The organism is Mumia sp. ZJ430 (assembly GCF_011751845.1).
Taxonomy (GTDB): Bacteria; Actinomycetota; Actinomycetes; order Propionibacteriales; family Nocardioidaceae; genus Mumia.
Window position 1 is genome coordinate 324,945 of record NZ_JAAHFK010000002.1, and the last position, 23,898, is coordinate 348,842.

Consider the following 23,898-nt stretch of genomic DNA (forward strand, 5'->3'; position numbering starts at 1 on the left):
GTTGTCCCTTCACAACGCCTGTGGGGTTAGCTGTCGGGTTCGGGCCGAAGGTGCCCGGCCTGCCGCGTTGTTCGTGCGGCAAGGCTTCACCCCAAGGAGCCAAGGCTCCAGAGATGGGTTCCCCACTCCCGCCCGTTCAGATCAAGGTTCGCCGGCCCCCGTGACCGGCCATCCGGGGTAGGCCTCGCCCTTGGGCGGGACTCGGCGTACGAGCGAGGCCTCCGTCAGGCTAACCCACACAAACAAGACATCAAGCCCAAGCGTGGCGGTGTGACCACATTCAGGGCGGCCGGGCGGCGGAGCGGCGGTGAGTCCGGTCCCACCGAGGCCCGCACAGTGGGACCTCAGTCACCGCGCCCGCATTCTCCACACACGCCTTCGGCTCCGCGGCATCCACAGGTGCGCGCGCAGGCGATGTACGGAGCCCGCGAGGACGCGTGAGATGACGGGATGCCCGCACCGACACCGCTTCCAGTTCAGCTGACCAACCGCCCGTTCTCGCGCGACGAGCTGGTCGCGCTCGGACTCTCGCCGAAGCTGCTCCTCGGCAAGCGTTTTCGCCGCCTTCATCCCGAGACCTGGGTGCACACGGATCACGCGATGACCGACAGCGACCAGATTGCGGCCGCGGCGCTCGCGGTGCCTTCGTACGCTCAGCCCACCGACGGCACGCGCCTCCGGATGCTCGGGTACGACGACCTCCCTCTGGAGCCGATCTGCTTCGTGGTGCCGGACGACCATCACGTCGCACTCGACGGCATCATGGTGCACCGGACGAAGGAGATGCCGCCTCTCGACGCAAGCGGGGTGACACCCGCCGCGGCATTCCTCGGATGCTGTGCCGAGGAGCCCCTCATCGACCTCGTCGCCGCCGGCGACTGGCTCCTCCGCCACGGTCACGCCACACATGAGGAGCTCGCCGAGCTCGCGATCCGCGACTCCTGGCGCCCCGGCGCAGACCGCGCACTCGAGGTCCTACCGATGCTGAACCCGCGTTCGCGCTCGCCTCGCGAGTCGAAGGTCCGTGCGATGCTCGTCATGGCCGGACTTCCCACGCCTGAGGTCAACGTGGACCTCTTCGTGGAGGGGAGGTTCCTCGGCTGCGCCGACCTGCTCTACCATCGATGGCTGCTCGTTCTCGAGTACGAAGGGCGCCAGCACGCCGAGGATGTCCACCAGTTCAATGTTGACATCGGACGGTACGAGGGGTTTCGCGACCACGGCGTCACGTACGTCCAGATCACGAGCGCACGTTTCGCCCGTCCACGTGCCCTCGTCATCCTCGTACACCGCAAGCTCGTCTCGCTCGGCTATGACGGGCCTGCACCCTCGTTCGGACCACGATGGCGCGCCCTCTTCGCCCCCGTACCCGGCCCTCACGCACGACGGCGGTGAGCCTGGTCCCACCCGATGCTTCTGGGTGGGACCGGACTCACCGCCGAGGCGAGGGACGCGCAGCGCGGCCGCGTCAGGCCTGAGGAATGTCCTCGTGCTCGTCAGGACGCTGCGGAGGCGGCTGGTTGCGCGTCTTCCAGAGGCTTGCAGCCGCGGTGATGCCGAGGACGACGACGATCACGCCCAGGCTGGCCAGCGTCGGCACCTCCGGCACGTCGATGTGCTCACCACCGTTGATGAACGACAGCTCGTTGGTGTGCAGCGCGTGGAGCACCAGCTTGACGCCGATGAACGCGAGGATCACCGAGAGGCCCAGCGACAGGTAGACCAGGCGCTGCAGCAGCCCGCCGAGCAGGAAGTAGAGCTGACGCAGGCCCATCAGCGCGAAGATGTTCGCGGTGAGGACCAGGTAGGCCTCCTGCGTGATGCCGTAGATCGCCGGGATCGAGTCGAGCGCGAACAGCAGGTCGGTGCTGCCCAGCGCCAGGATCACCAAGAACATCGGCGTCAGCAAGCGCTTGCCGTCGACGCGGATCGCCATCTTCATGCCGTGGAACTCGTCCGTGATGCTGAAGTGGCGCTCGGCGAAGCGGACGACCGCGTTGTCGCCAGCCTCTTCGTCATCGTGGTTGCGATAGCTCTTGACGAGCCCGTACGCGGTCCACACGAGGAACAGGCCGAAGATGTAGAAGACCCAGCTGAAGTTGTTGATCGCGGCCGCACCCAGCACGATGAAGACCGCGCGGAAGATCAGCGCGAGGATGATGCCGATCATCAGGGCCTCTTGCTGGTACACCCGAGGCACCTTGAAGCTCGCCATGATGATGATGAAGATGAACAGGTTGTCGACCGACAGGCTGTACTCGGTGAGCCAGCCCGTGAAGAACTCGAGGCCGTACTGGCCGCCGTGGAAGCTCGACACCCAGATACCGAAGGCGATGGCGAGACCGACGTATACCGTCAGCGCCAGCCCGGCCTCCTTCATCGACGGCTCGTGCGGGCGACGGGCGATCACGATGACGTCGAACAGCAGCACAGCGACGGTGACGCCGATCGTGATCCACCATTCGAGCGGTGTGACGTTCATACGGGCAGGTTCCTCCGGTCGGATCGTTCGTCAGGCCGGAGGTCTCTTCCGCCGCGACGGCGTAGAGCGCGCCTGGCACGACTCGACCCGCCGGGCTGCACCTGGTGCTGCCGTGATGACGACGGGTCGACGAAGGAATACTCCCCTCCCTGCGCCATTGTGCCAGAGGGTGCGCGCGGACCCGCAACGCGAGATGCTCAGCCCCGTGACGGTGAGACACGTAGGCCTGCGCGGAGCGCTCACACGACCGGCCGCCCGGGACGCTCTGCTGCGCGCGGGAGAGCCGCTCGACGTGCCCTCGCTCCTCGACGGAGCGGTGCTGCGGCTGCGCGAGGCCGACGTCCCCGGGAGCGCGGTGACGAAGGGCTTCGCCTGGGAGCCGACGGACGCCGAGACGGAGCACTGGTATCCCCAGGGCGTCACGACCTCCGCCGACGCCCAGGAGGGGGCGACGGACCGGGACGTCCTCGTCGCCACCTGGTATGCCCACCACCGCCCGCGTCGTACGGGCTCACGGCTCACGTTCGTCGATCTCGCGGCACGGCGATATCGGCACGTCCTGCTCGTCCGCGCGGTGAGGACGCCGTGGGGGGTGCGGGCCCGCCCGGTCCCGATCCACGCCGGCGGGATCGCCTGGTACGGCCCGTACCTATACGTGGCGGCGACGCGGGCCGGGATCGTGCTGTTCCGAATCTCCGACCTGCTCCGCCTCGACCTGAGCGGGCGCGGCCGCGGGGTGGCCGGACGGCTCGGGTACGAGGTCGTGCTGCCGGAGTACGCGCGCCTGTCTGCCTGGAGCCGCGACGAGGGCAGTCGCCTGCGGTACTCGTTCCTCTCCGTCGCGTACGGGGCCCCAGGCGAGCCGCCCGCGCTGGTGGCCGGCGAGTACGGCGGCGTCGGACGCAGCCAGCGGCTCTGGCGCTTCACGCTCGACCCGACGACGCACCTGCCCGTACGAGACGGGTCCGGGCGCGCGGTCCCGACCGAGCTGCACGCCGCACAGTCGGCGCGGATGCAGGGCGTGACTGCTCTCGACGGCCGGTGGTACGTGACGACGAGCCAGGGGCGCGGCAACGCGGGCGACCTCCTCGTCGGAGCGCCCGGCGACTTCCGGCGGCACAAGGGCGTGCTGCCGACGGGGTGCGAGGACATCGCCGCGTGGCCCGAGCGGCGCGAGCTCTGGTCGGTGACCGAGTGGCCCGGGATGCGATGGGTGTACGCGATGGATCCCGACGCGTGGCCAGGCCGACCCTCGGTGGTCGAGTAGCCGGCGAGAACGAGCCGGCGTATCGAGACCCCGAGTCCTCACCCCGCGCCGGCGGCCTGCATCTGACGGAGCTCCTTCTTGAGGTCACCGATCTCGTCACGCAGACGCGCTGCGACCTCGAACTGCAGCTCCTCGGCGGCCGCGTGCATCTGCGTGTTGAGCTCCTGGATCAGCTCCGCGAGCTCGGACGCGGCCATCGTGGATGGGTCGACGTGGCTCCCGTCGCCCGACGAGCCCACCAGCGGCACCGGAGACTTGCCGCGCGACTGCGCCCGACCTGAGCCGACGAGCTGCTCGATGTCGGCGTCCTCGCGCGCCAGCATGTCGGTGATGTCGGCGATCTTCTTGCGCAGCGGGGTGGGGTTGATGCCGTGCTCGGTGTTGTAGGCGACCTGGATCGCGCGGCGTCGGTTGGTCTCGTCGATCGCCTGCTCCATCGACGGCGTGATCGTGTCGGCGTACATGAGCACCTGACCGGACACATTGCGCGCCGCGCGTCCGATCGTCTGGATCAGCGACCGCCCCGAGCGCAGGAAGCCCTCCTTGTCGGCGTCGAGGATCGCCACCAGGCTCACCTCGGGCAGGTCAAGACCCTCGCGCAGGAGGTTGATGCCAACGAGGACGTCGTACTCCCCCATCCGCAGCTCGCTCAGCAGCTCGACGCGTCGCAGGGTGTCGACCTCCGAGTGGAGGTAGCGGGTGCGGATGCCGGCCTCGAGGAGGTAATCGGTGAGGTCCTCGGCCATCTTCTTGGTGAGCGTCGTGACGAGCACCCGCTCGTTGCGCTCCACCCGGCCGCGGATCTGCTCGATGAGGTCGTCGATCTGGCCCTTGGTCGGCTTGACGATGACCTCGGGGTCGACCAGGCCGGTCGGGCGGATGATCTGCTCGACGACGTCGTGCTCGTCCTTGACCTTGGACATCTCGTACGGGCCGGGAGTCGCCGAGAGGTAGACCGTCTGGCCGATGCGGTCGAGGAACTCCTCCCACTTGAGAGGACGGTTGTCCATCGCGCTCGGCAGGCGGAATCCGTGCTCGACCAGCGTGCGCTTGCGGGACATGTCGCCCTCGTACATGGCGCCGATCTGCGGGATCGTCACGTGCGACTCGTCGACGACCAGCAGGAAGTCCTCGGGGAAGTAGTCGAGGAGGCAGTTCGGTGCGGAGCCGGGCGGGCGGCCGTCCATGTGAAGCGAGTAGTTCTCGATGCCCGAGCACGTGCCGACCTGCCGGATCATCTCCATGTCGTACGTGGTGCGCATGCGCAGGCGCTGCGCCTCGAGGAGCTTGCCCTGGCTCTCGAGCTCGGCGAGGCGCTGCTCGAGCTCGTTCTCGATGCCGCGGACCGCCGTCTCGAGCCGCTCCGGGCCGACCGTGTAGTGGGTCGCCGCGCCCACGTACAGCTCGCGCTCGTCACTCAGCACCTCTCCGGTCAACGGGTGCAGCGTCATCAGCCGCTCGATCTCGTCGCCGAAGAACTCCACGCGGACCGCGAGCTCCTGGTAGACGGGGAAGATCTCGAGCGTGTCGCCGCGCACCCGGAACGTCCCCCGCGTCGCGGCCAGGTCGTTGCGGGAGTACTGGGCGGTGACGAGCGTCCGGAGGAGCTTGTCGCGATCCATCTCCGCGCCGACCTGGAGGTGGATCATGCGGTTCATGTATTCCTCGGCCGACCCCAGGCCGTAGATGCACGAGACCGTTGCCACGACGATCACGTCGCGCCTGGTCAGGAGGTTCCAGGTGGCAGAGTGGCGCAGCCGCTCGACCTCCTCGTTGATCGAGGAGTCCTTCTCGATGTAAGTGTCGGTCTGCGGGACGTACGCCTCGGGCTGGTAGTAGTCGTAGTAGGAGACGAAGTATTCGATGGCGTTGTCGGGGAACAGGTGACGCAGCTCGTTGGCGAACTGTGCCGCCAGCGTCTTGTTGGGCTGCATCACGAGGACCGGCCGTTGGAGGTTCTCGGCGAGCCAGGACACCGTGGCCGTCTTGCCGGTGCCGGTGGCGCCGAGGAGGACCGTGTCGGTTTCGCCGCGCTGCACGCGCTCGGTGAGCTGGGCGATGGCGCGGGGCTGGTCGCCGCTCGGCTCGAAGTCGGAGACCACGTGCAAGGGCGCGACCTGGCGCTGCAGGTCCTTCACGGAACGCATGTGTCGAGCGTACGTCGTACCACTGACACTTCGACGCGGTCACGGCACCCCGGACACTCAACACACCCACTGTGGTGTCTTGTGTCGATGTCCCGCCCGGCACGCGATCCCTCTAGACTTCGGATGTGGGAGAAGCCAAGACCGACGAGAGCGAGCCGAGGGCCCTGCGTGGCGCCCGCGCGACCGCCGCACGCCGCCGTGCCCGTGAGGACGACATCATCCGCGCCACGCGGAACCTCTTCGACACGGTCGGAGTGCGCGACGCCCAGATCGAGGACATCGCCCAGGCCGTCGGCATCAACCGCGCGATCATCTACCGCCACTTCTCCGGCAAGGAGGAGCTGTTCGCGCTCACGCTGATCGGCTACCTCGACGAGATCGCGGAGGTCATGCGTGAGGCCGACGACCCCCGTGCCGCGCCTGCCGAGCGTCTCGAGCGGGTCGCGAGCGCGTTCCTCGACCGCGGCCACGAATACCCGGCGTTCGTCGACTGCGCGCTCGATCTCCTCAGCAAGCCGGGCAACGAGCTGCTCGACAGCGTCTCCGAGGGCGCGATGATGCGCCTCGGACGCGGCATGCTCGGCCCTCTCGGTGTGCTCGCGCACGTGCTCGAGGCCGGCAACAAGTCGGGCGACTTCCACGCCGAAGACCCGTACATGCTCGCCAACATGCTCTACACCCAGTCGCTCGGCGCGCTGCGGTTCGCACGCAACCAGCTGCTCGTCAGCGAGGCCTCCCCGGGCGTCCCCACCGTGCGCAGGGTCCCGTGGGAGGCCGTGAAGCGCCAGACGATCCGCGCGGCCCAGGCGATGGCTGTCGCCGACGACCCGCAGGACTGACGGCGCGGACGGCGCGGAGGTCTCGACAGGCTCGACCGGCGGAGCGCCGGCCGTCCGCTGGTCGAGCCTGTCGAGACCCTCAGCGCTCGAGGATCGCGGTGACGCCCTGGCCGCCTGCGGCGCAGATCGAGATCACGCCGCGCCCCTTGCCCTTCTCGGCGAGGAGCTTGGCCAGCGTGGCGACGATGCGGCCACCGGTCGCGGCGAACGGGTGCCCGGCGGCCAGCGACGAGCCCGCGACGTTGAGCTTGGCGCGGTCGATCGCGCCGAGCGGCGCGTCGAGGCCGAGGCGCTCCTTGCAGAAGATCGGGTCCTCCCACGCCTTGAGAGTGCTGAGCACCTGCGACGCGAACGCCTCGTGGATCTCGTAGAAGTCGAAGTCCTGCAGCGTCAGGCCCGCACGGGCGAGCATCCGTGGCATCGCGTACGCCGGAGCCATCAGCAGCCCCTCGCTGCCGTTCACGTAGTCGACGGCGGCGGTCTCGTACTCGGTGAGGTAGGCCAGCGGCTCCCACCCCTTCTTCTTCGCGTAGTCCTCCGAGGCGAGCAGCACCGTGGACGCACCGTCGGTCAGCGGGGTCGAGTTGGCCGCCGTCATCGTTGCCGACTCGCCCTTGCCGAAGACCGGCTTCAGCGTCGCGAGCTTCTCCACAGACGAGTCGGCGCGGAGGTTCTGGTCACGCTCGAGGCCGAGGTACGGCGTGAGCAGGTCGTCGAGGAAGCCTCGGTCGTATGCAGCGGCGAGCTTGTGGTGCGACTCGACGGCGAGCTGGTCCTGGTCCTCGCGGGCGATGCCCCACTCGAGGGTGGTGAGCGCCTGACTCTCACCCATCGACAGCCCCGTACGAGGCTCGGAGTTCTGCGGGATCGACGGCGCGAGGTCGCCCGGGCGGATCCGGGCCAGAGCGGCGAGGCGACCCTTGAGGTCCTTGGCGCGGTTGGCATCGAGGAGGATCTTGCGCAGCCGCTCCCCCACCGCGATCGGTGCGTCGGAGGTGGTGTCGGAGCCGCCGGCCACGCCGACGTCGATCTTGCCGAGGGCCATCTTGTTGGCGACCTGGATCGTTGCCTGGATGCCTGTGTCGCAGGCCTGCTGGACGTCGTACGCGGGAGTCGTCGGGTCGAGCTTCGAGCCCAGCACCGTCTCGCGCGCGAGGTTGAAGTCGCGGCTGTGCTTGAGGACCGCGCCCGCGGCGAACTCACCGAGACGCTCGCCCTCGAGGTCGTACCGGGCGACCAGCCCGTCGAGCGCCGCGGTCAGCATGTCCTGGTTGGAGGCGTGCGAGTAGATCGTGTTGGAGCGCGCGAAGGGGATCCGGTTGCCCCCGATCACTGCGACCCGGCGAGGCGCCGAGGCGGAGCGCTTGGCGGAGGTCGATGCCATGGGTTCTCCTCGAAGAAGGCGTTGCGTTGACCACATTGTGACGGGCGGGGCACCTGTCCTGCCCTGACTCTGTAACTCTAGGTTACGGTAGGCCTGACGTTCTAGATACTGTGGGTATTCGAGAGGCAGGACACACGACATGACCGACCGCTACCAAGACCTCGTCCACACGCCGGTCGGGAAGTTCTTGGTGAAGAACCTCGGCCTCCCCAACCCGCCCCAGCTCGAGCGCTACCGCGCGGGTGCGCCGCTGGTCGACGGGACGGTGCTGGTCGGTGCCGCGCCCGGGTCGACCCTCGGATCGGCGGTCGCGGACTCCCTCGCGGACCTCGCGGTGACCACCACCTCGAGGCTCGACGAAGGCACCCGGGTCAAGGGCATCGTGTTCGACGCCACCGGCATCGACACGGCGGCCGGGCTCGACGTGGTCCAGGAGTTCCTGACCCCGGTGCTGCGCAGCCTGTCGGGCTGTGGCCGCGTCGTGCTCCTCGGCACGCCGCCCGAGCAGGCTGGCACGCCCGGCCGCGCGATCGCGCAGCGTGCGCTCGAAGGCATCACGCGCTCGCTCGGCAAGGAGCTCGGCAAGGGCTCGACCGCGCAGACCGTGTACGTCGCGGCCGGCGCGGAGGGGGCGATCTCGTCGACGCTCGGCTTCCTGCTGTCGCCGAAGTCGGCGTACGTGTGCGGCCAGGTCATCCGCATCGGCACCACCGGTCTCGCCGACGCTCCCTCGTACGACCCCGCGTCGCCGCTCGCGGGCAAGGTCGCCCTCGTAACGGGCGCGTCGCGTGGGCTCGGGCTCGCGATGGCGCAGACGCTGCACCGCGACGGCGCGACCGTCGTCGGTCTCGACGTCGCGCCGCTGGCCGACGACCTCCAGCGCGAGATGGCCGCGCTCGGCGGGGAGTCGATCATCCTCGACATCACCGCGCCCGACGCGCCGCAGCGGATCGCCGCCTACCTCGCCGAGCACCACGGTGGCGTCGACGTCGTCGTCCACAACGCCGGCATCACGCGCGACAAGCGGCTGCGCAACATGAAGACCGAGAACTGGCACAAGGTCCTCGAGATCAACGTCGACGCTCCGCAGCGGATCACCGCCGAGCTCCTCGACCAGAAGCTGATCCGCAGCGGCGGCACGATCCTCGGTGTCTCGTCGATCGCCGGCATCGCGGGCAACAACGGGCAGACCAACTACGCGGCGTCCAAGGCCGGTGTCATCGGCTGGGTCCACGAGCTCGCGCCGCGCATCGCTGCCGACGGCCTGACCATCAACGCCGTCGCGCCGGGCTTCATCGAGACCGACATGGTCAAGACGATCCCGCTGGCGATCCGCGAGGCCGGCCGCCGGATGAACTCCATGTCGCAGGGTGGGCAGCCGATCGATGTCGCCGAGGCGGTCGCGTGGTACGCCAGCCCGGGCTCGGGTGCGGTCTCCGGCAACGTCGTACGCGTCTGCGGCCAGAGCCTGCTGGGAGCGTGAGGTGATCCTCCGCGAGTACGCCGAGGCGCCGTCGATCCTCCCGCTCTACCTGCGTGCTGCGCTCCCCGCAGTGCCGGTGGTCGGTGGGCTCCCCGGCGTACGGCACGCCTCGGGCGCCGTCCCGGACCTCACGCTGGAGCGGCCCCGCGTGACGACCGACCTCGACCACCTGGCGTCGTACGCGGACGTCTGCGGGTTCGCGCTGCGCGAGACGCTGCCGGTCACATACCCGCACATGGCGGCCTTCGGGCTGCAGATGGCGCTGATGGTCGACACGGCGTTCCCGTTCGCGCCGATGGGGTTGGTCCACCTACGCAACACGATCACGCAGCACCGTCCGATCGCAGTGACGGAGACGTACGACGTGTCGGTGCGGGCCGCGGATCTGCGCCCGCACCCGAAGGGCACCCTCGTCGACGTCCTCAGCACCGTATGGGTCGACGACGAGGTCGTGTGGGAGGAGACCATGACGCTGCTGCGGCGAGGGGGTGGTGGCGCGGAGGCGGAGGCGGCGCGGGCGCCGCTCGACGGGGTCGAGCCGCCGGCCGGTTCGGCGACGTGGCGGCTCGACGCGGGGCTCGGCCGGCGGTACGGGGCGGTGTCGGGCGACCGCAACCCGATCCACCTCTCGAAGCTGTCGGCGAAGGCCTTCGGATTTCCCCGTCAGATCGCGCACGGCATGTGGAGCAAGGCGCGGGCGCTGGCGGCCGTCGAGAACCGCCTCGCCGACGCGTACACGGTCGTCGCGGAGTTCCGGCGTCCGATCCTGCTCCCGGCGACGGTCACCTTCGGGTCGAGCACGGAGGGCGAGGAGCTGCTCTTCGGGATCACGGGTCGCCCGCGCGGCGACAAGCCTGCGCCGACGCACCTTGTCGCCCGCGTCACGCCTGCCTGAGGTCGTACGGCGGGCGGCCCGCACGAGTCTGGTCCGCCGCGCACGTCAGTCCGCCGGTGGTCACCCGCAGCGGGCCCAGTGACCACCCAGCGACCAACGCAACACCTGCACCGACCGGGGCGTCAGGCCTTCGGCTGGCGCGTGACGGGGCGGATCAGCCCCTCCTGCGCGACGGAGGCCAGCAGTGCGCCGTCCTCCGCGAAGATGTTGGCCGTGGCGAACCCGCGGGCGCCGATCGCGGACGGTGAGCGCTGGTCGTACAGCATCCAGTGGTCCGCGCGGATCGGCCGGTGGAACCACACGGCGTGGTCCAGCGAGGCCGGCTGGATGGTGGGTGACCCGATGGTCAGCCCGTGCGGGACGAGCGACGAGCCGAGCAGGCTCAGGTCACTGATGTACGTGAGCACGCACGCGTTGAGGACAGGATCGTCGCCGAGCTCGCCCAGCGCCCGCAGCCACAGCCGCTGGACGGCCGGCACCAGCTGCCTGGTTGGATCGTCAGCAGCGCGGTTGTCACCGATGTAGCGGACGTCGAGCGCCGACCACTCGTGGCGCCAGTGCTCAGCAGCCTGGGCGTCGACGTACGCCAGCACCTCGGCCAGCTCGGGCGACGCCGAGACGGCGGGCACCTCGGGCATCGCGTCCTGGTGCGCGTATCCGTCCTCGTGGCGGTGGAACGACGCCGTCATGTAGAAGATGACCTTGCCGTGCTGGCGCGCCGAGACCCGCCGCGTCGAGAACGAGCCGCCGTCACGGATCCGCTCCACGTCGTAGATGATCGGCACGCTCGGATCGCCACCGAGCAAGAAGTAGACGTGCAGGGAGTGCACCGCCCGGTCGGTGTCGACGCTGCGGGCGGCAGCCATCAACGCCTGCGCGGCGACCTGCCCCCCGAAGACCCGCGTGAGCTCGCTCCCCTTCGGGTGTCCGCCGCGGAAGAGATCCTCCTCGAGACGCTCGAGGTCGAGAAGGTCGACGAGTTCTTCGATCGTTGCAGGCACGCGCCACATCGTCTCACGAGCCGACAGCCTCGTACGCGGATCAGCGGCGACCACGCCGCAGCTGTGAGCGGCGCCTCACCAGCGCCGACGTCAGTCGGACGGGCCGGACTCGCGCTCGTCGAGCTGGGCGAGGAACTGCTCGAACTGCTGGCCGATCTCGTCGGGCGTCGGCAACTCTGACTCGTCCGTGACCAGAGGCTCCGTGGCGGAGCGGTTCATCTGGTCGTACTGGCGCTCGAGACCGGCGAGGACCTCGCCGCCGTCCTGCTCCTCGACCTGCTTGTGGATGTCTGCGACCGTCTCGGCCTGCTGGAGGCGCAGCTCTTCGAGGTCGAACTGCAGCCCCGTACGGGTCGCGACCGCCTCCAGGAGGGCGACGGACGCCGAGGGGTACTCGACCTGGGCGACGTATTGCGGGACGTGGGCGACGTAGCCGAGCGCGTCGTGCCCCCACTCCCCCAGCCTCAGCTCGAGGACCGACTGGATGCTCGCGGGCAGGACGACCTGCGCGCGGAAGAGGTTCTTGCGGTCGAGCAGGTCGCGGCGCACCGCGTGGTTGGTGACGACCGACGGCCGCGTGTGCGGGACGCCCATCGGCACTGCACCGAGCCCGACGACGAGCTCCACCCCGTGGGCCTCGACGAGGTCGTGGACCTCCTCGGCGAACTGCTCCCAGCGGAAGTCGGGCTCCGGCCCGGTCAGCACGAGGTAAGGGACGCCGTGGTCATCACTGTGCCGGCGCAGCTCGAGCGACGGGCGCTCGTAGTCGGCGTAGCGGTCACGGTCGAAGACGACCGGAGGCCGGCGCGCGCGGTAGTCGTAGTAGTCGTCGAGATCGAACTCGTGGACGACCTCGCCCTCGTCGCGCGACTCGAGGTGCTCCAGCGCGAGCCGCGGGGCGGAGCCGGCGTTGAGGAAGCCGTCGAAGGCATAGATCATTGTCGGTCTCACCCCCTCGGGAAGACCGTCGAACACTCCGCTGTCACGAGACCCTGGCCTCAGCCGGGCGATCCACTTGCGCACCACGACACCTCCCAACGTCCGCCGACCGCACGGGATTCCCGCTTGTACGGATCGGCGGGCGCGCGCCTTCCAGACTACGCGGCGGGTGGGGACGGCTGATCGGCGGCTCGGGCAGCCTCGGCCCCTCGCCCCAACCTGCTGTGCCGACGTCCGTACGCGAAGTAGACGACGAACCCGAGCGCCATCCACAGGAAGAAGCGCACCCATGTCTCGCCCACGAGGTTGAGCATGAGGTACACGCACGCGAGGACGGCCACGACGGCCACAGCCGTGGCCCCTGGAACCGTGAACCCGCGTGGAAGGTCCGGCCGCGTCTTCCGCAGGATCACGACACCGATACTGACAAGGACGAACGCGAAGAGCGTGCCGATGTTCACGAGGTCCGCGAGGGTGGAGAGGTCGACGAAGCCAGAGATCGCGGCCACCGCGAACCCCGTCACGTACGTGATCCGGTGCGGGGTGCGGTGCTTCGCATGCGTCCCTGCCAGCCAGCGCGGGAGGAGCCCGTCGCGCGCCATCGCGAACGCGACGCGCGTCTGGCCGAGCATGAGGATCATCACCACGACGACGAGCCCGATGCAGGCGCCCACCGAGATGACGTCGCCCATCCACGTCACGCCGACGGCGTCGAACGCGGTCGCGAGCGGAGCGCCGTCGAGCGGGTCGATGTCCTGGTAGTTCTGCATGCCCGTGATGACCACGCTCACCGCCATGTAGAGCACGGTGACGATGGCGAGCGAGCCGAAGATGCCGATCGGGACGTTACGCTGCGGGTCCTTTGTCTCCTCCGCGGTGGTCGCCACGACGTCGAACCCGATGAACGCGAAGAACACGATCGCCGCCCCGGCGAAGATCCCCGCCACGCCGTACACCGCGGGCTCGAGACCCAGGATCGTCTGGATCAGCGGGACCTTGAGCCAGCCGCCCTCACCGCTCTCGGGCGAGGCCGACGGCGGGACGAACGGGGACCAGTTCTGTGTGTCGATGTACTTGATGCCCGCAATGACCACGAGCAGCACGACGACGATCTTGATGGCGACGACGAGCTGGTTGATCCGGCTGGAGAACTTGATGCCGGTGATGAGGATCCACATCACGATCAGCGAGATCGCGATGGCAGGGATGTCCACGACGCCGGTGCCCGCCGCGGTGTTCAAATGTGCGGGCAGCTCGAGGAACGTCCCGTCGACGAGATTGTTCCAGTACGACGAGAAGCCCGACGCCAGCGCGGCAGCCCCCACGGTGAACTCCAGGACGAGGTCCCAGCCGATCGTCCACGCGACCAGCTCGCCGAACGTGGCGTACGAGAACGTGTACGCGCTGCCCGCGACCGGCACCGTCGACGCGAACTCCGCGTAGCAGAGCGCCGCGAGCCCGCAGGCGAGGGCGGCGACGAGGAACGAGATCGCGATCGCCGGACCGGCGTTCGTCGCCGCGGCACGGCCGGTCAGAACGAAGATGCCAGCGCCGATGATGACGCCGACGCCGAACACCACCAGGTCGATCGCCCCGAGGTTGCGGTTGAGCCTGGTCTCGGGGTCGTCGGTGTCGCGGATCGACTGCTCGACGGACTTCGTACGGAAGAGCTCGCTCTTGGCCATCGTGATCCCCCTTCTGGGGTCACTATGCCCGCAACGGGCCGCGCAGGCGCGTCAGCGAGGAGCGTGTGTCACAGGCGCGCGAGGGTGTCCGCGGCGATCGCCTCGCCCGTCAGCCCCATCCGCTCGAGCAGCACGTCGCGCTTGGCGTGGTCGAAGAACTCCTGCGTGACGCCGTGAATGCGGACGGGCGTACGAACGTCGGCGTCGGCGAGCATCTGGGTGAGGACCGACCCCATGCCGCCCACGCGGCCGCCGTCCTCGACGGTGACCAGAAGGCGGTGACGGGCGGCGATCTCGACGAGCGCCGGATCGAGCGGCTTGACCCACCGCGGGTCGACCACCGTGACTCCGACGCCCTCGGCGCGCAGCCGCGCGGCCGCGTCGAGCGCCTGGCGGACCATCGGGCCCGCCGCGACGATCAGGACGTCGTCGTCGCCCTCGCGGAAGAGGACGTCGCTCCGGCCGACGGTGCCGATGGCCTCGATGTCGCCGGGCACGCCACCCTTGGGGAACCGGACGACAGTCGGCGCGTCGTCGACCGTGACCGCCTCGCGCAGCAGCTCACGCAGGCGGGCGCCGTCGCGGGGTGCGGCCAGGCTCAGGGTTGGCACGACCTGCAGGATCGATATGTCCCACATGCCGTTGTGGCTCGGGCCGTCGTCGCCGGTGACGCCCGCGCGGTCGAGCACGAACGTGACGCCGCACTTGTGCAGCGCCACGTCGAGGAGCACCTGGTCGAACGCCCGGTTGAGGAAGGTCGCGTACACCGCGACGACGGGGTGCAGCCCGCCCATCGCAAGCCCAGCGGCGCTGGTCACGGCATGCTGCTCGGCGATGCCGACGTCGTACGTGCGCTCGGGGAACTTGTCGGCGAACGCGTCGAGACCCGTCGGGGACAGCATCGCGGCGGTGATCGCGACGACGTCCGGCCGCTCGTCACCGATGCGGACCAGCTCGTCGCGGAACACCGACGTCCAGGAGGTCGGCTCTACCGCGAGCGCCTCGCCGGTCAGGCGGTCGAACGCCTTGGCCTGGTGCATCTGGTCTTCTTCGTTGGCGACCGCGATCTGGTAGCCCTGGCCCTTGGTCGTGATGACGTGGACGATGGCGGGTCCGCCGTACGTCTTTGCCTGCGCGAGCGCCTTCTCGACGGCAGGGCGGTCGTGGCCGTCGATCGGCCCGACGTACTTGAGACCGAGGTCTTCGAACATCCCCTGCGGGTAGAGCGCGTCCTTGAGGCCCTTCTTGATCGCGTGCAGCGCCTCGTATGCGGTCTGGCCGACGATGTTGGAGTTGGAGAGCCGCTCGCGTACGGCCTTGAGCGCGGGCTCGTAGCGCGGATTGGTGCGCAGCCGTCCGAGGTGGTTGGCGAGCCCGCCGACGGTGGGTCGGTAGGAGCGCCCGTTGTCGTTGACGACCACCACGAGGCGCCGGTCGGCGTCGGCGGCGATGTTGTTGAGCGCCTCCCAGGCCATGCCTCCGGTGAGCGCGCCGTCGCCGATCACCGCGACCACGTGGTCGGGACGACCCTGGACGGTGTTGGCCTTGGCGAGGCCGTCGGCGTACGACAGGCTCGTCGAGGCGTGGGAGTTCTCGACGACGTCGTGCGGGGACTCGGCCTGGCTCGGGTAGCCCGACAGGCCGCCCTCCATCCGCAGCCGCTCGAACTGGGCGGCACGACCGGTGAGCATCTTGTGGACGTACGCCTGGTGGCCGGTGTCGAAGATGACCCGGTCACGCGGCGAGTCGAACACGCGGTGGATCGCCATCGTCAGCTCGACGACCCCCAGGTTGGGGCCGAGGTGGCCCCCGTGGGTGGCGACCGCGACGATCAGGCGCTCGCGGATCTCCTCGGCGAGCGCATCCAGCTCGGCATCGGTGAGATCCCTCAGATCGCTCGGCTGGCTGATCTGATCGAGCGTGCTCATGGTCCTCCGCGGGTGTGGGTGGGCGTCATTCGATCTTAGGCCATGGCACCTACCCGCCCGCCGACCGTCAGTCTGCGGTGGCGCCCCGAGCGACCGTGCGAAGGTCGGCGACCTCCGTCTCGAGCACCGCCTCGACCGCCGGCAGGGCATCGGCGACCGCGTCCTCGGACGGCGCCCGCTCCCCCGGCAGCGGCACGATCTCCACGTCGACACGGCTGCCGCGCGGGATGAGCCGCCACTGGGCGACCAGCCGCGTCCCGTCGAGCACGACCGGGGTCGTGGTGCCGTTGACGCGGTTGAAGACGTGCCGCTGGTTGTCGAGGGCGGTGAACCGTGCGCGCTCCGGGCCCGTCCCCTCGTAGCCGAGCATCACGCCGTCGAACTCCGGGAGCAGCCGCAGCCCGCCGGCATAGTCGCTGCCGTCGGGGGCGCCGGCCAGATCGAGATAGGTGCGCCCCTCGGGCCCTTCGTAGGTGACGACCTCGTCGCCGAGCGCGGCGATCGCCGCGTCGACCGGGCGCAGCTTGTCACCCAGCCACCACGCGACGTCGCGCCGGGTCGCGGGACCGTACGCGCCGAGGTGGACGCGGACGAGCTCGCGGCGCGCGACCTCAGGGGCGAGCGACGGGTCGATGCCGGTCAGCGCCGCGGACGAGCGGTAGAGCGTGTCGGTGCGGGTGTGCCACCGCCGGTCGGGCGGGCGACGGACGAGCCACGGCGCACCGCGCAGCAGGTTGCGGGCGTACGAGTCGGCGACCGTGCCGTGCCCCTCCGACTCCTGGGACGCGAGCCAGTCGGCGACGTGGGCGATGAGGTCGTCGCGCTCGCGCCACTCGTCGCTCGCGTAGTCCCGGGTGCGGGCGCGGACCTCGTCGGGGCCGATCTGGTCGAGCGCGAGACCCTTGGCCAACGCCTTGTCGAGCCACACCGACGTCACCGCGGACGACCACGCGTGGTGCTGCGGCGTCGAGGAGTGGACCGTGCCGCGCAGGGTCGTCCCCTTGACCAGCGCGTACGAGTCGAACGCCTCGACCACCGTCTCGTGAGTGATGCCGGGCAGCCGCGAGGCCGCGAAGAGGAACGCGGCCCGCGGGACCTGGGTCTGGACCGGCCCCAGCGCGTCGTACAGAGCGACCAGGTCGGTGACCGCGGTGCCGGTCGGGGCCGGGAACTGGCGCGCGAGGGTGCGGAGCGCCAGGTCGTCCGGTGCGAGACGGGCGGTCATGGTGTGATGCCTCCATGTCTGGGACGTACGACGCGTCGTGCACGTTCTGCCGCGTCGTCACGGGAGAGCTCGACGCCCCCATCGTGTACGAGGACACCGACACGATCGGCTTCCTGGACCATCGTCCCGTCTTCAAGGGTCACGTCCTCGTCGCTCCGCGCGACCACGTCGTGACGCTCCCCGACCTCCCGGCGGAGCGGCTCGGCCCGTACTTCGGCGTCGTGCAGCACGTCGCGCGCAACCTGCCCGAGGTCGTCGGGGCGCAGGGGACGTGGGTCGCCGAGAACAACGTCGTGTCGCAGTCCGTCCCGCACCTGCACGTCCACGTCGTTCCGCGGACCAAGGGCGACGGGCTGCGCGGGTTCTTCTGGCCGCGCACGAAGTACGCCGCGGGCGAGGCCGACGACTACGCCGCCCGCATCCGCGCCGCGCTCGCTCGTTGACGAACGTAAGTCGGCAAAGGTTCGGTACGGTGAAGCGGTGGGCAAGGATTGGCCAGCGGTGTCGTACGAGGCGCACCCCTGGACGCGCCTGCCGGCGTACGGGGTCTCACGCGCGCGGCTGCGGCGTCACTCCCAGCCGTACCAGGCGGCCGTCCTCTCCCCGATCGCCACGCTCCCCATACGCCTCGACGCCGCTGTCCTCGCGGAGGCCGAGGAGGCCACCACGGCCATCGCCCGCTTCGACGCCGGGCTCTCGCACGCCTTCGGCGACGGCGACCACGCCAACACCCTCGGCGAGATCGGCCCCCTCTCCGCCCTGCTCCTGCGGACGGAGTCGGCGTCGTCGTCGCGGATCGAGCACGTCGACGCCGACGCCCGCCAGCTCGCGCTCGCCGAGATCGGCGCCGCTTCCTCGCCCGACGCCCGACTGGTGGTCCGCAACGTGGAGGCGATGCGCGCCGCGCTCGCGCTCGCCGACTCCCTCGACGCCGATGCGCTCCTCACCCTCCACCGCACGCTGCTCGGCGACACCGACCCGCGCGGCGCTGGCCGCTGGCGGAGCGAGCAGGTCTGGGTCGGCGGTTCCTCGTACGGCCCCCACGACGCCGAGTTCGTTCCGCCGCACCACACGCGCGTCGAGGCCTCGATCGACGACCTCGTGCGCTTCGTCCGCCGCGACGACGTCCCGGTGATGGCGCAGGTCGCGATCGCGCACGCACAGTTCGAGACGATCCACCCCTTCACCGACGGCAACGGCCGTACGGGGCGCGCGCTGATCCACGCGATGCTGCGGAGCAAAGCCGTCACCGAACGCGTCTCCGTCCCGATCTCGAGCGGACTGGTGGGCGAGCCCCGCCGCTACTTCGCGGCACTCGGGTCCTATCGCGACGGCGACCCCGCGCCGGTCGTCGCCGAGCTCGCCGCCGCGACGCTGCGCGCGGTCGACAACGGACGCAGGTTGGTCGCCGACCTCGTAGGCCTGCGCGCCCGCTGGGCCGAGCGGGTGGTCGCGCGGCGGCACGCGGCCGTGCACCGGATGCCTGCCGTGCTCGTCCGCCACCCCGCGCTCGACAACGCGCTGGTCGCGCGCGAGCTCGGGGTCAGCGACGTCGCCGCGCAGGGGGCGATCGACCGCCTGGTCGAGGCGGGTGTCCTCGTCCAGGTCGGCAGCGGCGCCCGCAACCGCGTCTGGCAGTGCCCGGAGGTCATCGACGCGCTCGACGCCTTCGCGGCACGGGCCGCTCGGCGCCCGACGCGCGGCTGAACCCCCGTACTGCGGGGTGGGTGACCGACACCGCGATCACGCCGGCCGCGCCGAGCAGACCCCCGGACACGAGGGCGACCTCGGGCGACGAGAACCCGGCGACCACTCCCCCTCGGGCGTTGCCGAGGTCGGGTCCTGCGACGCCGACGACGTACTCGACCGACGACACCCGTCCACGCTGCTCGTCGGTGGTCGCGAGCTGGGTGACGACACCGCGGGCGATCACCGCGAAGGTGTCGGCCGCACCCGCCACGGCCAGTGCCGCCAACGCGGGCAGCAGCCACAGGGACGCGCCAAACGCCGCGACGCCGAGGCACCAGACGGTCGCCGCCACGACCATCGTGCGTCCCGGACGCGCACCGCGCGTGACGACCCCGGAAGCGAGTCCGCCGACGATGCCGCCGGCCCCGACGGCCGAGAGCATGAGCCCCGTGATCGCCGGGTCGCCGTCGAACCGGGCGTCGACGACCACCGGGAACAGCGCCACTGGCATCACGAGGACCGTCGCGAGCACGTCGGTGAGGACGGCTCCCCGCAGGAGCGCCGAACGCGCGACGTACTGCAGCCCGGCGAGGACCGCGGCACGCTCTCCACGCTCGGCCACCCCCCTCGGCGAGACCGCCGGCAGACCTCGCGTCACCAGCCACGCGACGACCATCAGGACGGCCTGGACGGCGAAGGCCACCTCCGCTCCGCCGTACGCGACGAGCACGCCACCGACCGCCGGGCCGACGAGCATCGCGACCTGGAAGCCCACGTGGGTGAGCGCGACTCCGGCGGCGACCTCGCCAGGCGGGAGCAGCCTGGCGATCAGGGCGCGTCGCGCCGGCGCACCGAGGGCGCCGAGGCCCGCCTGCAGCGCGACGAGCGCCAGGACGAGCAGGAGCGAGCGCATCCCGTACGCCGCCTGCGCGGCGAGAGCCACCGCGACCGCCGCGCCACCCGCCGTCGTCGCGAGCACGACGCTCCGCCGGTCGTACGAGTCGGCGAGGGCGCCGCCGTACAGCCCGAGGACCACCATCGGGACCGCGTGCGCGAGGCCGAGCGTCCCCATCATCGCGGCGCTGCCCGTGAGGTCCCAGACCAGCTGGAGCAGGGCGACCAGACCGATCTGACCTCCGAAGGCACTCATGAGCCCACCTGCCCACAGGCACCGGAACGCCGGTCCTCGTCTGAGCGGGGCGAGGTCGAGCAGCCCCGCCCGGGCGCTCATCGCGCGAGCTCGTCGGGCAGGTGCGCCGCGACCCGGTCACGGAACGGCCGATGCCTCAGCGCCGCCTCGAGGTCAGCGACGACCGCGATGAGCGAGTACGGGACCTCGGCGTCGAGCTCGGCGAGGGCTCGCTCCGTCGCGCGCCATTCCGCCTCGAGCAGCGGCACGAGCGCGCGTCCGTGCGCGGTGAGGCTGACGAGCCTCGTACGGGCGTCCGGTCCGGGCGAGGTCTCGACGAGGCCGTCGGCGCGCAGGATCGCGACCGTCTGGCTGGCCGCGGAGTGGGTGACACCGACGGCCTCCGCGAGTGCGCGGATCGACATCGGACCAGCGTGCGCAAGCTTGATGACCGGCTTCGTCAGCCGGGGGCGTACGGCAAGGCCTCGCTCACGGTAGAGCGCGGTCAGCTCGGCGTCCATCGCGTCCTGCAGCGCGCGAAGCGGTTGCCAGAAGTTCTCGTCGGTGGGGTCCACAGGACAACCGTAACAGCACTTATACAAGTGCTGTCACGTCTTCAGCCGAGGTCGAGATAGCGCCCACGCACATGGGTGAGCGCGGGCCCGTCCTCCCCGATCTCGACATGCTCCACGACACCCTCGACGAGCAGCGGCCACCCGACCTGACGCGGCTCCACGGCGACCCGCGCCCCGAGCCACGCAGCCGCCGACTCCAGCACGGGCCCGAACAGGGTCTGCCGCCACACACCCAGCGTGAACACGCCACCCGGCGCCGGCGCCGTCCCGGCGAACGGGTCGGCGAGCGCGCGGTCACGCGCGCCGAGCACGTTGACGACGAACGGTCCGCCCACCTCGAGCGTGTCGGCAAGGTCACTGTCCTCGTCGACGAGCAGCAGGACGCGGGCCGGTGCACCGTCGGCCACCACCACCGACGAAACGGTCAGGCCGACACGAGTACGGCCCTCTCCGGCGGTGCAGAGCGTGACCGCCTGCGGGAGTCGGCCGCGCAGCCGCCTGAGCGGGTCGCGCTCGCCCTCCGGCGGGAGGAACGGGTGGTCGGAATGGATGGTCACGCCGTCAGCGTACGATCCGTCGACGTTCCGCGTGATCTGTCACCGAGGTCGGCCAGGATGGGCTGGTGCACCTCACGGATGAGCAACGCCGTCGACGACTGGTCGTCCAGCATCGGGTCGGTCACACCATGGCCCCTCGATCCCCGCGCGTCGAGGACGTCGTCTCCGACCTTCTCGTCCTGCACGCGACAGACCCCGCCACGGTCTACCTCTCCGTGCTCGCCCGCGCACCCGGACTCACCCGCGACGACATCCGCGCGGCGATGTACGAACGCCGCGACCTCGTGCGCGTCCTCGCGATGCGCCGCACGCTGTTCGTCGCCGGTCGTGACGACGTGCCGGCGATCCACGCCGGCGCGAGCCTCGGGGTCGCCCGCATGCTGCGCACGCGACTCCTCAAGGAGCTCGTCAAGACCCCGACCGACCCTGAGGTGCCCGACCCGCAGGCGTGGCTCGCCGGGGTCGAACGCGGGGTCGACGCCGTGCTCCGTACGGCCGCGCGCGACGGCAGAACCCTGTCCGGCGCCGAGATCAGCACAGCCGTCCCCGCGCTACGCACCGCCCTGCTCCCGACGACCGACAAGGCGTGGGACGTCCGCCGTACGGTCACGTCCCAGACGCTCGCCCTGCTATCCGCCGAGGGCCGGATCGTCCGCACCGAGCCGCGCGGCAGCTGGACGTCGCGCCACCACGCCTGGGCCCCGATCGAGTCGTGGTTCCCCGACGGCATTCCCGAGCTCCCCGAGGCCGACGCCCGTACGCTCCTCGCACGGCGCTGGCTCGAGGCCTTCGGCCCCGCGACGCCCGACGACCTCCAGTGGTGGGCCGGCTGGAACAAGACGCACACCCGTGCCGCGCTCGCCAGGCTCGATCTCGTCGAGGTGACGCTCGCCGAGGGGCCCGGCATCATGCTCCCCAGCATCGAGATCCCCGATGCCGCGGCACCGCCCGGCGCCGCGCTGCTCCCCGCGCTCGACCCGACGCCGATGGGCTGGAAGCACCGCACCTGGTATCTCGGCGAGCACCGCGAGCGCCTGTTCGACCGCATGGGCAACATCGGTCCCACCGTCTGGTGGGACGGTCGCGTCGTCGGCGGATGGGCCGTACGTGCCGGCGGCGAGGTCGTGCACCGGCTCCTCGAGGATGTCGGCACCGACGCAGCCGCCGCCGTCGCCGCGGAGGCCGAGCGCCTGCAGGTGCTGCTCGATGCCGCGACCTTCACACCGAGCTTCCCGACGCCGCTCGACAAGGAGCTGCGGGCGTGACTCAGGCGGACGCGACGCGCACCCGGTGGACGGCCTGCTCCGCCGAGGCGACGACCAGCAACGGGTCGCTCATCATGGCCCCGAACGCGAGCTCGCCCGCCCCGACCAGCACCGAGTCGCGCCCGAGCCCTGGCAGAAGCACCTCCGTACGCCGGTCGGCGGCATCGAGGGTCCCGTGCCGCACCTCGGCGTCGACGTCGGCACCCACCGCCGGATAGAGCGCGCTCAGCAGGCCGCCGAGGATGACGACCTGTGGGTCGAAGATGTTGATCAGGTTCGTGATGCCGACACCCAGCATCCGGCCGACCTCGCGCAGCGGGTCCGAGGGCGTACGAACGTCCTCCAGCAGGGCGACGAGGTGCGCGATGTCGTGCGAGGGGGTCCCGAGCGCGTCGGCGACGGCGACCGCGCCGATCTCGGTCTCCCAGCAGCCGAGGTTGCCGCAGCGGCAGCGTCGGCCACCGGCCGAGACCCGCATGTGCCCGACCTCGCCGGCGTAGCCGACGGTGCCCAGCAGGCTCCGACCACGCGTGATCAGCCCACCGCCGACTCCCACGTCGCCGCTGAGGTAGACGACGTCCGACATCCCGCGAGCGACACCGCGGGCATGCTCGGCCAGGACTCCGAGGTTGGCGTCGTTGCCGATGACCACCGGGATCTCGCCTCCGATGCGCTCCTGCACGAGCTCGCTGAAGGCGACGTCCGACCACCCGAGGTTGGGCGCGTAGTGGATGCGCCCGTCCTCGGTGGAGACGATGCCCGGCATGCCTACGCCGACCCCGACGAGCAGAGTGTCGGCAGGGACGTCGACGAGGAGGTCGGCCGCCGTACGGACGACCTGGTCGGCAACCTGGGCGGGCGACGCACCGATCTCCACGGGCACGGACCGGCGTCCGTGGACGGTGCCGCCGAGGCCGATCCGGGCCACCTCGATGCTCTCGACCCGCAGCTCGACGGCGACCACGCACACGTGCCGCTCACCGGGGCGTACGTGCAGCGAGGGGCGTCCTGCTCCCTGACGGTCACCGCGAGGCGACGCCTGAGCGACGACGCCGAGTCGCTCGAGCTCACCGACCAACGCCGCGATCGTGGACCGGTTGAGGCCCATCCGGATCGTCAGGTCGGCGCGCGACACGTCGGCGTCGCGATGCACGTGACCGAGCAAGGTGCCGAGGTTGTGGCGGCGTACCGCCTCCTGGTTGGCACCCTTGCCGATCGGTCGCTGCTGCTGCAGTGGCACCGCGCCGCCCCTCCTCGCTGTGGTCGTAGGGCGAGGCGAAACTAGCACGCCCGGACCTGATTTTGTCACCGCCGCAACAAAATCGAGACCAACTCCGCCCCAACGACGTCGACGGTGAGCCTGGTCCGACCGGTCGGCACCGGGTCGGACCAGGCTCACCGCCGGACG

At 70.6% G+C, this 23,898-nt stretch carries 21 protein-coding genes and 1 riboswitch; of the genes, 8 read left to right on the forward strand and 13 right to left on the reverse strand.

The annotated features are described in order from the left end of the window. Nucleotide 1 precedes the first annotated feature (1 nt). Nucleotides 2-164, reverse strand: a riboswitch (cyclic di-AMP (ydaO/yuaA leader). 286 nt (nucleotides 165-450) lie between these two features. After that, on the forward strand, nucleotides 451-1,395 hold the full coding sequence (locus HCT63_RS08130) for a hypothetical protein (protein ID WP_167003045.1): 945 nt from the start codon (nucleotides 451-453) through the stop codon (nucleotides 1,393-1,395). 73 nt (nucleotides 1,396-1,468) lie between these two features. Here HCT63_RS08130 and HCT63_RS08135 read toward each other — a convergent pair whose 3' ends face one another. After that, on the reverse strand, nucleotides 1,469-2,482 hold the full coding sequence (locus HCT63_RS08135; RefSeq protein WP_167003047.1) for a TerC family protein: 1,014 nt from the start codon (nucleotides 2,480-2,482) through the stop codon (nucleotides 1,469-1,471). A 205-nt stretch (nucleotides 2,483-2,687) separates the two neighbouring features. Here HCT63_RS08135 and HCT63_RS08140 point away from each other — a divergent pair, with 205 nt between their 5' ends. After that, nucleotides 2,688-3,749, forward strand: a complete 1,062-nt coding sequence (locus HCT63_RS08140; protein ID WP_167003049.1) for a hypothetical protein — start codon at nucleotides 2,688-2,690, stop codon at nucleotides 3,747-3,749. 38 nt (nucleotides 3,750-3,787) lie between these two features. Here the strand turns inward: HCT63_RS08140 and uvrB are convergent, their stop codons facing one another. After that, the gene (uvrB, locus tag HCT63_RS08145) at nucleotides 3,788-5,896 is read right to left on the reverse strand and encodes an excinuclease ABC subunit UvrB (protein WP_167003052.1); all 2,109 of its coding nucleotides are present in this window, start codon (nucleotides 5,894-5,896) and stop codon (nucleotides 3,788-3,790) included. Between the two features lie 125 nt (nucleotides 5,897-6,021). Here uvrB and HCT63_RS08150 point away from each other — a divergent pair, with 125 nt between their 5' ends. Beyond that, nucleotides 6,022-6,735 (forward strand): TetR/AcrR family transcriptional regulator, encoded by a 714-nt coding sequence (locus HCT63_RS08150; protein WP_243842947.1) that lies wholly within the window; start codon nucleotides 6,022-6,024, stop codon nucleotides 6,733-6,735. A 79-nt stretch (nucleotides 6,736-6,814) separates the two neighbouring features. Here HCT63_RS08150 and HCT63_RS08155 read toward each other — a convergent pair whose 3' ends face one another. Further along, entirely contained in the window at nucleotides 6,815-8,119 is a 1,305-nt protein-coding gene (locus HCT63_RS08155) for an acetyl-CoA C-acetyltransferase (RefSeq protein WP_167003054.1), read from the reverse strand. Between the two features lie 139 nt (nucleotides 8,120-8,258). Between HCT63_RS08155 and HCT63_RS08160 the strand changes: the two genes are divergently transcribed. Both HCT63_RS08160 and HCT63_RS08165 read left to right on the forward strand, forming a co-directional pair. Next, complete coding sequence (locus HCT63_RS08160) at nucleotides 8,259-9,602, forward strand: 3-oxoacyl-ACP reductase (protein WP_167003056.1); 1,344 nt, start codon at nucleotides 8,259-8,261, stop codon at nucleotides 9,600-9,602. 1 nt (nucleotide 9,603) lies between these two features. Beyond that, nucleotides 9,604-10,497: a MaoC/PaaZ C-terminal domain-containing protein gene (locus HCT63_RS08165; RefSeq protein WP_167003059.1), complete on the forward strand. Its 894-nt coding sequence runs from the start codon at nucleotides 9,604-9,606 to the stop codon at nucleotides 10,495-10,497. Nucleotides 10,498-10,619: 122 nt separating this feature from the next. On the opposite strand, the gene HCT63_RS08170 is transcribed toward HCT63_RS08165, so the two are convergent. The 5 genes from HCT63_RS08170 to HCT63_RS08190 form a co-directional block, all read right to left on the reverse strand. Further along, nucleotides 10,620-11,507, reverse strand: coding sequence for an acyl-CoA thioesterase II (locus HCT63_RS08170; protein ID WP_347877938.1), 888 nt, complete (start codon nucleotides 11,505-11,507; stop codon nucleotides 10,620-10,622). 81 nt (nucleotides 11,508-11,588) lie between these two features. Next, entirely contained in the window at nucleotides 11,589-12,521 is a 933-nt protein-coding gene (locus tag HCT63_RS08175; protein ID WP_167250722.1) for a PAC2 family protein, read from the reverse strand. Between the two features lie 74 nt (nucleotides 12,522-12,595). Beyond that, the gene (locus HCT63_RS08180; protein ID WP_167003064.1) at nucleotides 12,596-14,122 is read right to left on the reverse strand and encodes an amino acid permease; all 1,527 of its coding nucleotides are present in this window, start codon (nucleotides 14,120-14,122) and stop codon (nucleotides 12,596-12,598) included. 68 nt (nucleotides 14,123-14,190) lie between these two features. Beyond that, a complete protein-coding gene (gene dxs / locus HCT63_RS08185; RefSeq protein ID WP_167003066.1) occupies nucleotides 14,191-16,050 on the reverse strand; it encodes a 1-deoxy-D-xylulose-5-phosphate synthase in 1,860 nt (619 codons plus the stop codon). Between the two features lie 67 nt (nucleotides 16,051-16,117). Next, a complete protein-coding gene (locus HCT63_RS08190) occupies nucleotides 16,118-17,275 on the reverse strand; it encodes a crosslink repair DNA glycosylase YcaQ family protein (RefSeq protein WP_167003068.1) in 1,158 nt (385 codons plus the stop codon). 14 nt (nucleotides 17,276-17,289) lie between these two features. Between HCT63_RS08190 and HCT63_RS08195 the strand changes: the two genes are divergently transcribed. Then, a complete protein-coding gene (locus HCT63_RS08195) occupies nucleotides 17,290-17,718 on the forward strand; it encodes an HIT family protein (RefSeq protein ID WP_167003070.1) in 429 nt (142 codons plus the stop codon). Nucleotides 17,719-17,755: 37 nt separating this feature from the next. Next, on the forward strand, nucleotides 17,756-18,982 hold the full coding sequence (locus tag HCT63_RS08200; RefSeq protein WP_167003072.1) for a Fic family protein: 1,227 nt from the start codon (nucleotides 17,756-17,758) through the stop codon (nucleotides 18,980-18,982). Here the strand turns inward: HCT63_RS08200 and HCT63_RS08205 are convergent. The 4 genes from HCT63_RS08205 to HCT63_RS20690 are packed head-to-tail and all read right to left on the reverse strand — an operon-like array spanning nucleotide 18,924 to nucleotide 21,350. Next, nucleotides 18,924-20,195, reverse strand: coding sequence for an MFS transporter (locus tag HCT63_RS08205; RefSeq protein WP_167003074.1), 1,272 nt, complete (start codon nucleotides 20,193-20,195; stop codon nucleotides 18,924-18,926). The genes HCT63_RS08200 and HCT63_RS08205 overlap by 59 nt on opposite strands. Next, complete coding sequence (locus HCT63_RS08210) at nucleotides 20,192-20,668, reverse strand: MarR family transcriptional regulator (RefSeq protein ID WP_243842948.1); 477 nt, start codon at nucleotides 20,666-20,668, stop codon at nucleotides 20,192-20,194. The genes HCT63_RS08205 and HCT63_RS08210 overlap by 4 nt, the downstream gene beginning before the upstream one ends. A gap of 41 nt (nucleotides 20,669-20,709) precedes the next feature. Continuing rightward, entirely contained in the window at nucleotides 20,710-21,225 is a 516-nt protein-coding gene (locus HCT63_RS08215) for a flavin reductase family protein (protein ID WP_167003076.1), read from the reverse strand. Then, on the reverse strand, nucleotides 21,222-21,350 hold the full coding sequence (locus HCT63_RS20690) for a hypothetical protein (RefSeq protein WP_255490655.1): 129 nt from the start codon (nucleotides 21,348-21,350) through the stop codon (nucleotides 21,222-21,224). Before HCT63_RS20690 ends, HCT63_RS08215 begins: the two co-directional genes overlap by 4 nt. Before the next feature lie 3 nt (nucleotides 21,351-21,353). Here HCT63_RS20690 and HCT63_RS08220 point away from each other — a divergent pair, with 3 nt between their 5' ends. After that, nucleotides 21,354-22,490, forward strand: coding sequence for a winged helix DNA-binding domain-containing protein (locus HCT63_RS08220; RefSeq protein ID WP_208322340.1), 1,137 nt, complete (start codon nucleotides 21,354-21,356; stop codon nucleotides 22,488-22,490). Nucleotide 22,491: 1 nt separating this feature from the next. Here the strand turns inward: HCT63_RS08220 and HCT63_RS08225 are convergent, their stop codons facing one another. Further along, the gene (locus tag HCT63_RS08225) at nucleotides 22,492-23,730 is read right to left on the reverse strand and encodes an ROK family transcriptional regulator (RefSeq protein ID WP_167003080.1); all 1,239 of its coding nucleotides are present in this window, start codon (nucleotides 23,728-23,730) and stop codon (nucleotides 22,492-22,494) included. Nucleotides 23,731-23,898: the final 168 nt, after the last annotated feature.

Bases quoted from the DNA above. Each gene is read 5' to 3' on its own strand.
- HCT63_RS08130 (WP_167003045.1), top strand. From the start codon at position 451: ATGCCCGCACCGACACCGCTTCCAGTTCAGCTGACCAACCGCCCGTTC.
- HCT63_RS08135 (WP_167003047.1), bottom strand. From the start codon at position 2,482: ATGAACGTCACACCGCTCGAATGGTGGATCACGATCGGCGTCACCGTC.
- uvrB (WP_167003052.1), bottom strand. From the start codon at position 5,896: ATGCGTTCCGTGAAGGACCTGCAGCGCCAGGTCGCGCCCTTGCACGTG.
- HCT63_RS08155 (WP_167003054.1), bottom strand. From the start codon at position 8,119: ATGGCATCGACCTCCGCCAAGCGCTCCGCCTCGGCGCCTCGCCGGGTC.
- HCT63_RS08160 (WP_167003056.1), top strand. From the start codon at position 8,259: ATGACCGACCGCTACCAAGACCTCGTCCACACGCCGGTCGGGAAGTTC.
- HCT63_RS08170 (WP_347877938.1), bottom strand. From the start codon at position 11,507: ATGTGGCGCGTGCCTGCAACGATCGAAGAACTCGTCGACCTTCTCGAC.
- HCT63_RS08180 (WP_167003064.1), bottom strand. From the start codon at position 14,122: ATGGCCAAGAGCGAGCTCTTCCGTACGAAGTCCGTCGAGCAGTCGATC.
- dxs (WP_167003066.1), bottom strand. From the start codon at position 16,050: ATGAGCACGCTCGATCAGATCAGCCAGCCGAGCGATCTGAGGGATCTC.
- HCT63_RS08190 (WP_167003068.1), bottom strand. From the start codon at position 17,275: ATGACCGCCCGTCTCGCACCGGACGACCTGGCGCTCCGCACCCTCGCG.
- HCT63_RS08195 (WP_167003070.1), top strand. From the start codon at position 17,290: ATGTCTGGGACGTACGACGCGTCGTGCACGTTCTGCCGCGTCGTCACG.
- HCT63_RS08205 (WP_167003074.1), bottom strand. From the start codon at position 20,195: ATGAGCGCCCGGGCGGGGCTGCTCGACCTCGCCCCGCTCAGACGAGGA.
- HCT63_RS08220 (WP_208322340.1), top strand. From the start codon at position 21,354: ATGGCCCCTCGATCCCCGCGCGTCGAGGACGTCGTCTCCGACCTTCTC.